Source organism: Pseudomonas sp. ABa2, assembly GCF_056676075.1.
The window spans coordinates 1,299,591-1,312,245 of record NZ_CM155239.1 but is presented as its reverse complement, the minus strand read 5'-3'; the positions used below and the strand labels follow the sequence as shown (position 1 = coordinate 1,312,245).

Here is a 12,655-nt window from a genome sequence, read left to right as displayed (position 1 = left end):
CCGGATGCGCCGCCACGCGGGTGGGCGTGGCGCGCGCAGCGGGCCCTCAGGGCCCGTAAAGCAAGCGTTCGGCCAGGCTGTCGGCGACCCGCGCCGGGGAGCGCTTGTCGGCCTGGGCATGGGCGTAGATCTCGGTCAGACGCAGGCTGATCTGCGCCAGATGGGCGGTGATCGCCGCCAGCTCCTCGCCGCGATGGCGCAGCGCGACGTAGATCAGCCCACCGGCGTTGAGCACGTAGTCCGGCGCGTAGAGGATGCCGCGTGCCTCCAGCTCGTCGGCGATCTCCGGGTTGGCCAGCTGGTTGTTGGCCGCCCCGGCCACCGCCGCGCAGCGCAGCTGGCCGACGGTCTGGCCGTTGAGCACGCCCCCCAGGCCGCAGGGCGCGAGGATGTCGCAGGGGGTGGTGAGCAGCGCCTCGCTGGCCACCGGATGGGCGCCGAGCTGCTCCACCGCCAGCTGCACCCGGCCGGGGTCGAGGTCGCTGACCAGCAGCTCGGCGCCGGCCGCATGCAGTTCCTCGGCCAGGGCGAAACCGACGTTGCCGAGGCCCTGGATGGCGATGCGCAGCCCCTCCAGATCGTCGCTGCCAAGGCGCGCCTGGGCAGTGGCGCGAATCCCGGCAAACACCCCCAGCGCCGTATGCGGCGAGGGATCGCCCTCGCTGGTGGTGCTGGTGGCATGGCGGGTGTGCTGGGCGATGCAATCCATGTCGACGCTGGAAGTGCCGCTGTCCATGGCGGTGATATAGCGCCCGTTCAGCGTCTCGATAAAGCGGCCGAAGGCCTCGAACAGCGCCGCGCGGTTGGCCACGTGGGGTGGACGGATGATCACCGCCTTGCCGCCGCCGTGGGCGATGCCGGCCAGGGCGGCCTTGTAGCTCATGCCCTGGGCCAGGCGAATGGCGTCGCGGATGGCGCTCTGTTCGTCGGGATAGGCCAGGTAGCGGCAGCCGCCGAGGGCCGGGCCGAGACGAGTGTTGTGGATGGCGATGACGGCCTTGAGGCCAGTGGCCGGATCCTGCGCCAGGTGCAGGGCCTCGAGGCGGGCGGCTTCCATCATGCTGAACATGGGCGAGCTCCCGGTCTGACTTTAGGCCTCAGTATAGGTGGCTGGGCGGAGACTGGACGCGGATCGGCCGAAGGGCTACAAGAGCAGGAGTCACCGGAGATAGCGATGAGCCCACGCCAAGCCTGCCTGCTGTGCCTGGAGCGCGATCCGCCCGAACCGTTCGAGGCGGCGCTGTGGGTCGCCGCCGAACACGATGGGCAAGTACAGCCGGCGCAGGTGCTCGGCGAACTGCACGGTCTGCAGCTGCAGGTCAGCGCCGGACTGCCCGCCCTGCCGGCACGCGAACTGGCCCAGCCGCTGTTGCGCCGGCTCGCCGAACTGGACTTTCAGGAAGACGACGAAGGCGTCACCCGCCCCCGCCATGCGCTGCTCCACGAGGTGCTGCGGCGCCGCCGCGGGCAACCGCTGCTGCTGGCGCTGATCGCCCTGGAGCTGGCTCGGCGCCTGGACATCCCCCTGCAGGGGGTGAACTTCCCCGGACATTTCCTGTTGCGCGTGCCCGGCGCCGATCACCTGCTCGACCCCTGCGGCGGTCGCCGCCTGTATACCCGCGACTGCCGCGAACTGCTCTACCGCCAGCTAGGCCCGGATGTCGCGCTCAGCGCCACGCACCTGCACAGCGCCGACGCCCGCGCCATGCTGCAGCGCCTGTCGCGCAACCTGCGCCTGTTGCACCTGCAGCAGGACGACGACCTGGCCGCCCTCAAGGACGCCGAACGGGTGCTGCAGATCGGTCCCGCGAGCATGGTCGACCATCTGGCGCGCGCCGACATCTACCGCAATCTGGCTTGTCCACAGGGCGAACGCTACGACCTCGAACGCGCCCTGCTGCTGTGCGACGACGCCGCCCTGCGCCTGCAGCTGAGCCAGCGCCTGCGCACGCTGGACGTTGCGCCGGCGCTGCATTGAACGGCGCCTGAGCGGCAAACCGCGCAACGTTCTGCAGTGCCCCGCACGATCTTTCGACCGGCCCGTGTAACTGGATATTTCCCGCCTACACTTTCGCTTGTTCGGCCTTCTGCCAACGCAGCGAACACCACGAACGCACGAATGACTCCACGAAGGGAAATAGCATGCAAAGACTCCTTGGTTTGTCGCTGTTGGCGGCCGTTCTGAGCACTGCCGGTTGCAGCAGCACCCTGGTGGCCCCCGAGCAGTATTCGGGTTTCTTGCAGGACTACAGCCGCCTGAGCGAGCAGCAATCGCCGTCCGGCGCCAAAGTGGCGCGCTGGATCGACCCGGATCTGCAGATCGCCCGCTACAACCAGCTCTTTCTGGAGCCCAGCCAGTTCTACCCGCAGCCGCAACCCAGCGCCCGTCTGTCCCAGGAGACCCTGCACGGCATCACTCGCTACTTCGACACCGCGCTGCGCCGCGAGCTGAGCAAGGTCATGCCGCTCACCGACTCGCCCACGGCCGGCACCCTGGTGCTGCGCCCGGCCATCACCGCGGTCTCGGCCTCCACCGAGGGCCTCAAGCCCTACGAAGTCATTCCCATCGCCCTGGTAGTGGCCGCCGCCAGCACCGCGGCCGGCACCCGCGACCAGCAGGTGGAGATCGCCGTCGAGGCCGCGGTCATCGACGCGCAGAACAGCCGCGTCGTCGCCCAGGTGGTGCGCAAAGGCAGCGGCCTGGACCTGGAGAACGACGAGCAGGTGATCAGCCTCGACAACGTCAAGCCGGTGATCGATGTCTGGGCCAACGACATGCGCCAGTCCGTCGAGCAGCTCAAGGCCAAGCGTTGAGAACCGCTCTGCCGGCACCGCTGCGGATCGTCCGGGCGGTGCCGTACGCAGAACAGCTGCATTAGGGAGGCAATATGCTGGACTACTTCGCCTTGGGCGTACTGATCTTCGCCGCCGTGGTGCTGTTCTACGGCATCATCGCGATCCACGATATTCCCTACGAGATCGCCGTGCATCGCAACCACCCCCAGCAGGACGCCATTCATGTGGCGGGCTGGGTCAGCCTGTTCACCCTGCATGCGATCTGGCCCTTCCTGTGGATCTGGGCGACGCTCTACCGCGAGGATCGCGGCTGGGGCTTCGCCACCACGGCCAAGGAGGATACGGCGCGCCTGCAACAGCTGGAACAGCAGGTGGCAGCGCTCCAGGCCCGTCTGGATGCGCTGGAACAGCCACCCGCCGAAGCACCATTGGAGGCGAGGGACTGAGCCATGGACCTGCTGCTGATACTCACCTACACCGCCATCTGCGTCGCCATCTTCAAGATCTTCAAGATCCCGCTGAACAAGTGGACGGTGCCCACCGCGGTACTGGGCGGCATCGTGCTGATCGGCACGCTGATTTTCCTGATGAACTACAACCACCCCTATTCCGAGGTCTCGCGCAGCTATTTCGTCAGCACCCCCATAGTGCCGGCGGTGAGCGGCCAGGTGATCGAGGTGCCGGTGCGCGGCAACCAGCTGCTGGAAGAGGGCGACGTGATCTTCCGCATCGACCCGCTGCCCTTCGAAAACCGCGTGCGCTCGCTCAAGGCCCAGCTGGTCTCGGCCAAGGGCGACCAGTTCCGCGCCAGCGAACTGGCCAGGCGCAATCTGGGCAACCGGCGCGATGTGGATATCACCACGGCGCGCGTGGACGATCTGCAGGCGCAGCTCAATATCGCCCAGTTCGAGCTGGACAACACGGTGGTGCGGGCACCGTCGCGCGGCTACGTGACCCAGGTGGTGCTGCGCCCCGGCGTCTATGCGGTGAAGATGCCGCTGCGGCCGTCGGCGATCTTCATTCCCCACGAGGAATATTTCTACGTAGCCTGGATGCGCCAGAACAGCCAGCTGCGCCTGACCTTGGGCGACTCCGCCGAGATCGCCCTCGACGGCCTGCCCGGCCAGGTGTTCCAGGCGCGGGTCAAGCAGGTGCAACCGGTGATCGCCGAGGGCCAGGTGCAGCCGGGCGGCCACCTGATCGGCGTCACCGGCGCCATGCCGGCCGGACGGGTGCCGGTGTTGCTGGAAATCATCGACCCGGCCTTCGAACCCTACAAGGAGCTGATACCGGGCGGCGCCTATGGTCAGGCGGCGCTCTACTCCGAACACTTCCCCCATGTGGCGATCCTGCGCAAGGTGCTCCTGCGCATGGCCGCCTGGATGAACTACATCTTCCCGTTCCACTGACGCCCGCAACCCGGCGGCGCCTGGCACAGGCGTCGCGTCATGACACAGAGGAGTCCATCATGTTCGAACCCGGCCACCTCAACCGCAAGAAACAACCCGGCATGCCGGGCGTCCCCGATTACGATATCGACGTCTACTACGAGGTGCGCCACGACCCCAAGGAGGGCGTGCTGCTGCACTTCAGGCTGTCCGGCCAGGTTGCCGGCCAAAGCGTTGCCGAGGAGTTCGACATGCACCGCGACACCGCCTTCAACTTCGCCAGCCGCCTGGCCAAGGCCGCGGTGAAGCTGGGGCTGCCGCCCAATGCCAGCCCGATCATGCGCAGCCATGGCGAGTACGACGCGATGTTCGCGGACATCCGCAAGAAGCTCAACGTCAACCCCGGTGACCCGGTGGACTTCGACCACCTGGACAAGGACGGATTCTGACCCTTTAACCAGCGCTCGTTTCCCCCCACCCACGCGCAGCGCGAGGACCGGAACATGGCCGACGCCAGCAAGAAGATGGGCCTGATCGGCCTGACCACCCTGGTGGCGGTCAACATGATGGGCTCCGGCATCATCATGCTGCCCTCGAGCATGGCCCAGCTCGGCGCGGTATCGCTGCTGTCCTGGGTGGTCACGGCGGTCGGCTCCATGGCCATCGCCTACGGCTTCGCCCAGTGCGGCATCTACTGCCCGCGTCCCGGCGGCATGTCGGCCTATAGCGAGGAAGCCCACGGCAAATCCGCGTTCTTCCTCTGCTCCTACCTGTACTTCCTGTCGCTGGTGATCGGCAACGTGGCCATCGGCATTTCCGCGGTCGGTTACCTCACGCCCTTCTTCCCCTGGCTGGGCAGCAGCGCCGGCGCCCTGGTGCTCGGCACCATCGGCCTGATCTGGCTGACCATCCTGGCCAACCTCGGCGGCCCCAGCCTCACCGGACGCCTCGGCGCGGTGACCGTCTGGGGGGTGATCATCCCGGTGGCCGGCCTCGGCCTGATCGGCTGGTTCTGGTTCCAGCCCAGCCTGTTCATCGAGGCCTGGAATCCCAACGACCTGAAAGTGGGCGACGCCATCGCACAGAGCATCCCGCTGACCCTCTGGGCCTTCCTCGGCATGGAGTCGGCGGCGCAGAACTCCGACGCGGTGGACAATCCCAAGCGCAACGTACCGCTGGCCTGCCTGCTCGGCACCCTCGGCGCCGCCGTGGTCTACGTGCTGTCGACCAGTGTGATCCAGGGCATAGTCCCCAACCCGGAACTGGCCAACTCCAGCGCCCCCTTCGCCCTGGTCTACGCGCGGATGTTCAACGACGGCGTCGGCAACGTCATCATGGCCCTGGCGGTGATGGCCTGCCTCGGCTCCCTGCTCGGCTGGCAGTTCACCCTGGCGCAGACGGCCAAGGTCACCGCCGAACAGGGCATGTTCCCCAAACTCTTCACCCGGGTCAGCTCGCGCGATGCGCCGCTGCTGGGCCTGCTGTTCTGCGGCGTGCTGCAAAGCCTGATCGCCCTGTCGACCATCTCGCCCAACGCCAGCGCCCAGTTCAACAAGCTGGTAGGCCTGGCCGCGGTGACCAACATCATCCCCTACGTCACCTCGCTGACCGGCCTGCTGGTGATCATGCACAAGGCCCAGGTGACACCCCAGGTATTTCGCCGCAACAGCCTGATCCTGCTGGTGGCCATGCTCTACTGCTTCTACGCCCTGTACGCCTCGGGCCTGGATGCGGTGTTCGGCGCGGCGCTGGTGATGGTGGTCGGCTACCTGCTGTTCGGCGCCATCGCCAAGCGCTTCGTCGGCGCCCTCGACAGCCTTGGCCGGCCCTAGGAGACTCGGCATGTCTATTCCCTACCTGGTCCGGCTGCTACTGCTCTGTGCCTGGTTGCCGGCCATCGCCAGCGCCGCCACCCTGGAGCGCATCCACGACAGCGGCCAGCTGGTGCTGGGCTTCGTGCCCGGCAACCCGCCCTTCTCCGACGGCGACGCCCAGCAGGCCGACGGCTATGCCATCGAGCTGTGCCGCCGCGTCGCCAGTCAGGTGCAGGAGCAACTGGCGATGCCGGCGCTACGCCTGCGCTATCAACCGCTGACCACCACGGACATGCTCGACGCGGTGGCCGCCGGGCGCGTCGATATCCTCTGCGCGCCCGTGGTGGAGAGCCTGGAGCGGCGCCGCCAGGTCAGCTTCTCGCTGCCGATCTTCACCGCCGGCCTGGGCGTGGTGGTGCGTCAGGACGCACCGGCGACGCTGCTGCTGCCACTCAAGGGCGAGGCGGCGCACAGCGGCCCGACCTGGCGCGCCACCATCAACCGCGGGCTGAGCCGCCACCGCTTCGCCGTGCTCAAGGGCACGATCAGCGTCGACTGGGCGCGCACGCGCATTCGCCAGCTCGGCCTGCAATCCGAGCTGGTCGAGGTCGACAGCAATCGGGAGGGGGTCGAGCAGGTCGTCAGCCGCCGGGTCGACGCCTTCTTCGCCGACCGCCTGGTGCTGCTCAACTACCAGGCCCAGCATCCGCAAGGTGCACAGCTGTGGGTGCCGGAGCGCCTGTTCGAAGTGGAAGCGGTGGCCATGCCGCTGGCCCGAGACGACGAAGACTTCCGCCTGCTGGTGGATACCGCACTCAGCCGGCTAAACCGCTCCAGCGATGGCGAGGCGCTCTACCGCCGGTTCTTCGGCGAGCTCAGCGAGCAGAGTCGGCTGATGTTGCGGCTCAACTCGCGGCCCTGAGCCCGCGCTCAGGCCGAGGCGGCCAGGCTGTGGAAACTGAAGTAATAACGCAGGGCGTCGACCATCTCGACGTAGTCGGCCGGCGGCGCCACCAGGGCGAAGCCGGAGTCGTAGCTGCCGGGGGTGACGTCCTCGCGGCACCACTGGCAGGTGGCGGAGAAGTCGACGAAGTGCTGGCCGTGCTGGCCGGGGATCTTCAGACGCATGTCGAAGCGCGCACCCACCAGCATCGGCAGCTGGCTGATCAGCATCAGGCCGTCCAGTGAGACATTGCCGATGGAGCCCATCGGCTTGTCGGTGATGCGGTTGAACACCTTCAGGTAATAGGGCAACTGATGGCGTTCGATTCGACGTTGGCTGCGCATGCTGGCGAATCGCTACAAGGGGCTTTGAGTATGGCCCCGAAGCCGCCGCTTAACCAGCCTCAGCCACAGCGCTCGGCGATGCGCGTGCGCAGCTGGCGACGAGCGGTGTCGGTCTCTTCATCACTGTAATAAATGCGCTCGCCGTTGGCGTCGGTGCGGTAGTAGCTGAAGCCTTCCGGAATCTGCGCCAGGCGCCGGCGCAGGTCGCGGCATTCGGCGGCGCGCGCCTCGCGCTGTTCGGCCGCGGCGGCGGCGGCCTGCTGCTGCTCCTCGCGGCGGGCATCGAAGAAGCGCTGGCTGCGCGCCTCGCGCTCGCGGGTGTGTTCGTCGCGTTCGACCACCTGGGGCTTGACCTCCACCGGCTCGGCGCCGGCGCCCGGACGCTGACCGAAATGCACGCGGCCCTGGGCATCGGTCCAGCGATAGATTTCCGCTGCGGCCAGGGCCGGCAGCAACAGGGCGACAAGCAGCAGGCTGCGCATGCTGATCCTCCGTGAACAGGTGGCCCAGCTTAAACCGCCGCGCAGCCGGCGCAAATGGCTGATGATCGGCTCACAATGGCGCCGGCGTAACCTTGGCCGGCTCCGCCGGATTGTGGTGGCCGAGCTGCTCCAGGGTCTGCAGGCGCGCGCGGGCGCGGTAGGCGTATTCGCTGGTCGGGTAGCGGCTGATGATGAACTGGTAGGTCTGCGCCGCGTCGACGAACAGATTCTCGCGCTCCAGGCACTGGCCGCGCAGCAGCGAGATTTCCGGCTGCAGGTAGCCGCGCGAACGGCTCTTGCGTTCGGCCTTCGACAGCTCCAGGGCGACGCAGGCGCAGTCGCCATCCTCGTAGGCGCGATAGGCGTTGTTCAGGTGATGGTCGAGCGACCAACGGGTGCAGCCCGTGGCGACCAGCGCCAGGGTCAGGATGATCAGGGTTCGCATGGGCAATTCCTCCGCTGAGCAGTGTATCGACTGGCGCCGGGAAAACTGAACCGCCGCAAACCTCCGATGGGTTGTGCCGCGCCCGCCTTGGCGCTGGGCGGGCGGCTGACTAGACTGCGGCGCATCGGCCGACTCCGGCCAAGGAGCCCGCATGCCGCGCACTCACCTGATCCCATTTATCGCCCTCGCCGCCCTGCTGAGCGCCTGTGCCCCCACGACGCCGCTGTTTATCGCCCAGGTCACTACCAACGAGGTGGTCGAGTACAAGGCGCTGAAGACCAAGCGCATGACCGCCGCCATCGAAGATGAAGGCGACCTGCTCACCTACAGCGCCATGGCCATCCGCGACGCCCACAGCGACAAGGCCGAGGCCCTGTACCTGGACGGCTACCGCGACCGCCAGCTGAGCGGCGAGGTGCGCGCCATCGCCCTGTACCAGATCGGCCTGATCTACATGAACCGCTTCAACGAGCAGCGCGACGACGCCAAGGCGCTCAACTACTTCTACCGGGTGCTCAACGAGTTCCCCGCCAGCCGGGCCGCCGGCCGGGCCGAGCAACGCATCACGCTGATCCGCCAGCGCAGCCAGGAGCCGCTGCACAAGACCTCGCGCGAGCTGCTGGCGCACTGGCAGCCGAGCCAGAACCTCGACCTGTACCAGAGCAGCCTCGACCCGGACATGACCCTGCTGTCGCGCCGTGCCGTGCTCAAGGGCCGCGTCGCCGAGGCCGAGGAGCTCTACCTGCTGGGCCTGGCCGACCCGCACGTGCCGGCCGGGATCAAGGAAAAGGCGCTGTACCAGCTGGCGCTGATGCACATGGCGGCGGACAACCCCGACGCCGACCGCGCCAAGGCCATCGCCTACCTGCGCCGCCTGCTGGTGCAGTACCCGGACGGCGAGCTCAACGCCAAGGCCGCCCGCCACCTGGACATGGTGCTGAATCCAGCCGTGCGCTGAGCGGCGCCCGCCCTTCGTTCACCTCCTGGGACTAAGCTGACCCATATCAAGGCAGGCGCCTGCAAGGCGCGCTGCAATGCCCGGGTCACCCTCGCGAGGTACAGACCATGAAACTGCAACGACTGCTGGCGGTCATCGACCCCAACCGCGACAGCCAGCCGGCGCTGCAACGCGCCGCCTGGCTGGCCCGGCACAACCCGGCGCAGCTGCACCTGCTGCTGGTGGACTATCACGCCGGCCTCGACGGCCGCCTGTTCGACAGTTCGATCCAGGCCAAAGGCCGCGCCGCACTGCTGGAGCAGCACGGCCAGTGGCTGGAGCAACGCATCGCGCCGCTGCGCAGCGGCGGTCTCGAGGTGCAGGTGGACATCCGCTGGGGCAAACGCCTGGACAAGGAGGTGCTGGCCAAGGTCGCCGAACTGCAGCCGGACCTGGTGCTCAAGTCCGCCGCGCACAACAGCCTGCTGCGCCGCCTGCTGCTGACCGACAGCTGCTGGCAGCTGATCCGCCATTGCCCGGTGCCGCTGTGGCTGGTGCACCACGCCGAGTGGCAGGGGCGCAGCCTGTGCGCCGCCCTCGATCCGCTGCACAGTGCCGACAAGCCGGCGGCCCTGGATCACCAGCTGATCCGCACGGCCATGGAGCTGAGCCAGCGCTTCGCCCTGCAGGCCCACTACCTGCACTGCCACGCGCCGCTGCCGCGCACCCTGGTGTTCGACGCGGCGATGGTCGCCGACTACGACAACTATGTGCGCGACAGCGCGAAAAGCCACCGCGAGGCCTTCGAGCAGCTGCTCGGCCAGTACCCCATCGCCCTGCCCGACACCCACCTGCTGGAAGGTTTCACCGAGGAAGTGCTGCCGCGTTTCGTGCGCGAGCACAATATCGACCTGCTGCTGATGGGCGCCATCGCCCGCGGTCAACTCGACACCGCCCTGATCGGCCACACCGCGGAGCGGGTGCTGGAGGCCGTGGAGTGCGACCTGCTGGTGCTCAAGGCGGATTCGTCACGTAGTGCAACGGAACAATGACTACAGCGAATCGCCGTAGTAGCCTCGCCGGCACATTCCATTAGGGAGTCCGCGCATGACCTTTCGCCGCACCAAAATCGTCGCCACCCTGGGCCCGGCCAGCAACTCGCCGGAAGTGCTCGAGCAGCTGATTCTCGCCGGCCTCGACGTGGCCCGCCTGAACTTCTCCCACGGCACGCCCGACGACCACAAGGCCCGCGCCCAGCTGGTGCGCGACCTGGCGGCCAAGCACGGCCGGCACGTGGCGCTGCTCGGCGACCTGCAGGGGCCGAAGATCCGCATCGCCAAGTTCGAGAACAAGCGCATCGAGCTCAAGGAAGGCGACCTGTTCCGCCTGTCCTCCAGCCACTCGCGCACGGCCGGCACCCAGGACGTGGTCGGCATCGACTACCCGGCGCTGATCCAGGACTGCGACGTCGGCGACGAGCTGCTGCTGGACGACGGCCGGGTGGTCATGCGCGTCGAGCTCAAGGGCGCCGACGAGCTGCACTGCCGCGTGCTGATCGGCGGCCCGCTGTCGGACAACAAGGGCATCAACCGCCGTGGCGGCGGCCTCACCGCGCCGGCGCTGACCGAGAAGGACAAGGTCGACATCAAGCTGGCCGCCGAAATGGACCTGGACTACCTCGCCGTGTCCTTCCCGCGCGACGCCGCCGACATGGCATATGCCCGCCGCCTGCTCACCGAGGCCGGCGGCACGGCCTGGCTGGTGGCCAAGATCGAGCGCGCCGAAGCGGTGGCCGACGACGAGACGCTGGACGGCCTGATCCGCGCCAGCGATGCGGTGATGGTGGCTCGCGGCGACCTCGCCGTGGAGATCGGCGATGCCGAGCTGGTCGGCATCCAGAAGAAGATCATCGCCCACGCCCGCCGCCTGAACAAAGCGGTGATCACCGCCACGCAGATGATGGAGTCGATGATCCACAGCCCGATGCCGACCCGCGCCGAGGTCTCCGACGTAGCCAACGCCGCGCTGGACTACACCGACGCGGTGATGCTGTCGGCCGAGAGCGCCGCCGGCGAATACCCGGTGGAAGCGGTCGAGGCCATGGCCCGCGTCTGCCTCGGCGCGGAAAAGCACCCGACCAGCCAGAAGTCCAGCCACCGCATCGGCCGCACCTTCGAGCGCTGCGACGAGAGCGTGGCCCTGGCCACCATGTACACCGCCAACCACTTCCCGGGCGTCAAGGCCATCATCAGCCTGACCGAAAGCGGCTACAGCCCGCTGATCATGTCGCGCATCCGCTCGTCGATCCCGATCTTCGCCTTCACCCCGCACCGCGAGGCGCAGGCCCGCGTGGCGCTGTTCCGCGGCGTCTACACCGTGCCCTTCGACCCGGCCGCACTGCCGGCCAACAAGGTCAGCCAGGCGGCGGTGGACGAGCTGCTCAAGCGCGGCGTGGTCGAGCCCGGCGACTGGGTGATCCTGACCAAGGGCGACAGCTACCACGGCACCGGCGGCACCAACACCATGAAGATCCTGCATGTCGGCGATCCGATGGTTTAAGGCACAGCTGAACGCGAAAGGCCGCTCGAACGAGCGGCCTTTTGCTTTTTCTGTGGGAGGCGCTTTAGCGGCGGTGCGCGCGACGCCACCCCCTACGCGAACCTGGAAAAATCCGGCTTTCTGCGCTGCATAAAGGCCGACAGCGCCTCGATGGCCTCGGGCGAGCGCAGGCGTTGGCCGAACAGTGCGCCCTCCTCCTCGATCACCCGGCGCAATTGCTCGCGATCCGGTGCGCGCATCAGGCGCTTGCTGTCGGCCAGCGCCGCAGGCGCCAGGTCGAGAAAGCGCAGCGCCATCTCGCGCGCCTTGGCCAGGGTCGCCGCGCCGTCGTCCAGCGCCTGGTTGGCGATGCCCCAGGCCGCCGCCTGCTCGCCGCTGAAGCTCTCGCCGAGCAGCAGCAGTTCGGCGGCGCGGGCGTGGCCGAGCAGACGCGGCAGGATCAGGCTGGAGCCATACTCCGGGCACAGGCCGAGGTTGACGAAGGGCATCTTCAGCTGCGCGTCGCGGCTGACGTAGACCAGGTCGCAGTGCAGCAGCAAGGTGGTGCCGATGCCCACCGCCGGCCCCGCCACCGCCGCCACCACCGGCTTGCTGAACTCGAACAGCGCGCGCATGAACTGGAACACCTCGCTGTTCAGCCCGCTCGGCGGCGCCTGGATGAAGTCGGCGACGTCGTTGCCGCTGGTGAAGCACTGCTCGCCGCCGGTGAGCAGCACGGCGCGCACCGAGCCGTCGCGGTCGGCCTCGTCCAGGATTTCGGCCATGCCGGCGTACATGGCGCGGGTCAGCGCGTTCTTCTTGTCCGGGCGCTGCATGCGCAGGGTCAGCAGCGCACCGTCGCGCTCGATTTGCAGGAATTCGCTCATAGATGCTCCGAGGTCGTAGGCGCATGGATCCGTCTGAGCCGCGCACCGGAGGCCCGCTGTGATCGGCGCCAGTGTGCCCAG

15 protein-coding genes are annotated in these 12,655 nt (G+C 67.9%); 10 read left to right on the top strand and 5 right to left on the bottom strand.

All coding sequences use genetic code 11. The features are described 5' to 3' along the window. Positions 1-46: 46 nt before the first annotated feature. Positions 47-1,069 (bottom strand): Leu/Phe/Val dehydrogenase, encoded by a 1,023-nt coding sequence (locus AC1G9C_RS06310; RefSeq protein ID WP_397498311.1) that lies wholly within the window; start codon positions 1,067-1,069, stop codon positions 47-49. Between the two features lie 105 nt (positions 1,070-1,174). On the opposite strand from AC1G9C_RS06310, the gene AC1G9C_RS06305 reads away from it, so the two are divergent. From AC1G9C_RS06305 to AC1G9C_RS06275, 7 genes are all read left to right on the top strand, one after another. Further along, entirely contained in the window at positions 1,175-1,978 is an 804-nt protein-coding gene (locus AC1G9C_RS06305; RefSeq protein ID WP_457787724.1) for a SirB1 family protein, read from the top strand. 164 nt (positions 1,979-2,142) lie between these two features. Continuing rightward, positions 2,143-2,814 carry a DUF3313 domain-containing protein gene (locus tag AC1G9C_RS06300; protein ID WP_480409715.1) on the top strand — a complete coding sequence of 224 codons (672 nt, stop codon included), beginning with the start codon at positions 2,143-2,145 and terminating at the stop codon, positions 2,812-2,814. A 74-nt stretch (positions 2,815-2,888) separates the two neighbouring features. Further along, positions 2,889-3,242, top strand: a complete 354-nt coding sequence (locus AC1G9C_RS06295; protein ID WP_480409714.1) for a DUF3302 domain-containing protein — start codon at positions 2,889-2,891, stop codon at positions 3,240-3,242. A 3-nt stretch (positions 3,243-3,245) separates the two neighbouring features. Then, complete coding sequence (locus AC1G9C_RS06290) at positions 3,246-4,205, top strand: HlyD family secretion protein (RefSeq protein WP_457787727.1); 960 nt, start codon at positions 3,246-3,248, stop codon at positions 4,203-4,205. A 59-nt stretch (positions 4,206-4,264) separates the two neighbouring features. Then, the gene (locus AC1G9C_RS06285; RefSeq protein WP_122108731.1) at positions 4,265-4,633 is read left to right on the top strand and encodes a DUF5064 family protein; all 369 of its coding nucleotides are present in this window, start codon (positions 4,265-4,267) and stop codon (positions 4,631-4,633) included. A gap of 54 nt (positions 4,634-4,687) precedes the next feature. Beyond that, complete coding sequence (gene potE, locus AC1G9C_RS06280) at positions 4,688-6,016, top strand: putrescine-ornithine antiporter (protein ID WP_122108732.1); 1,329 nt, start codon at positions 4,688-4,690, stop codon at positions 6,014-6,016. A 10-nt stretch (positions 6,017-6,026) separates the two neighbouring features. Beyond that, on the top strand, positions 6,027-6,920 hold the full coding sequence (locus AC1G9C_RS06275; RefSeq protein WP_021442480.1) for an amino acid ABC transporter substrate-binding protein: 894 nt from the start codon (positions 6,027-6,029) through the stop codon (positions 6,918-6,920). Positions 6,921-6,928: 8 nt separating this feature from the next. On the opposite strand, the gene AC1G9C_RS06270 is transcribed toward AC1G9C_RS06275, so the two are convergent. The 3 genes from AC1G9C_RS06270 to AC1G9C_RS06260 form a co-directional block, all read right to left on the bottom strand. Further along, positions 6,929-7,285, bottom strand: coding sequence for a PilZ domain-containing protein (locus tag AC1G9C_RS06270; RefSeq protein ID WP_021442481.1), 357 nt, complete (start codon positions 7,283-7,285; stop codon positions 6,929-6,931). 59 nt (positions 7,286-7,344) lie between these two features. Beyond that, positions 7,345-7,767 (bottom strand): DUF4124 domain-containing protein, encoded by a 423-nt coding sequence (locus tag AC1G9C_RS06265; protein ID WP_122108733.1) that lies wholly within the window; start codon positions 7,765-7,767, stop codon positions 7,345-7,347. A 70-nt stretch (positions 7,768-7,837) separates the two neighbouring features. Then, on the bottom strand, positions 7,838-8,212 hold the full coding sequence (locus tag AC1G9C_RS06260) for a tetratricopeptide repeat protein (protein WP_480409713.1): 375 nt from the start codon (positions 8,210-8,212) through the stop codon (positions 7,838-7,840). A 151-nt stretch (positions 8,213-8,363) separates the two neighbouring features. On the opposite strand from AC1G9C_RS06260, the gene AC1G9C_RS06255 reads away from it, so the two are divergent. The 3 genes from AC1G9C_RS06255 (at position 8,364) to pyk (ending at position 11,708) form a co-directional block, all read left to right on the top strand. Beyond that, on the top strand, positions 8,364-9,170 hold the full coding sequence (locus tag AC1G9C_RS06255) for a tetratricopeptide repeat protein (RefSeq protein ID WP_480409712.1): 807 nt from the start codon (positions 8,364-8,366) through the stop codon (positions 9,168-9,170). 107 nt (positions 9,171-9,277) lie between these two features. Next, positions 9,278-10,201: a universal stress protein gene (locus AC1G9C_RS06250; protein ID WP_480409711.1), complete on the top strand. Its 924-nt coding sequence runs from the start codon at positions 9,278-9,280 to the stop codon at positions 10,199-10,201. Positions 10,202-10,256: 55 nt separating this feature from the next. After that, on the top strand, positions 10,257-11,708 hold the full coding sequence (pyk, locus tag AC1G9C_RS06245) for a pyruvate kinase (protein WP_122108735.1): 1,452 nt from the start codon (positions 10,257-10,259) through the stop codon (positions 11,706-11,708). A 92-nt stretch (positions 11,709-11,800) separates the two neighbouring features. On the opposite strand, the gene AC1G9C_RS06240 is transcribed toward pyk, so the two are convergent. Then, complete coding sequence (locus AC1G9C_RS06240) at positions 11,801-12,574, bottom strand: enoyl-CoA hydratase (protein WP_122108736.1); 774 nt, start codon at positions 12,572-12,574, stop codon at positions 11,801-11,803. Positions 12,575-12,655 lie beyond the last annotated feature (81 nt).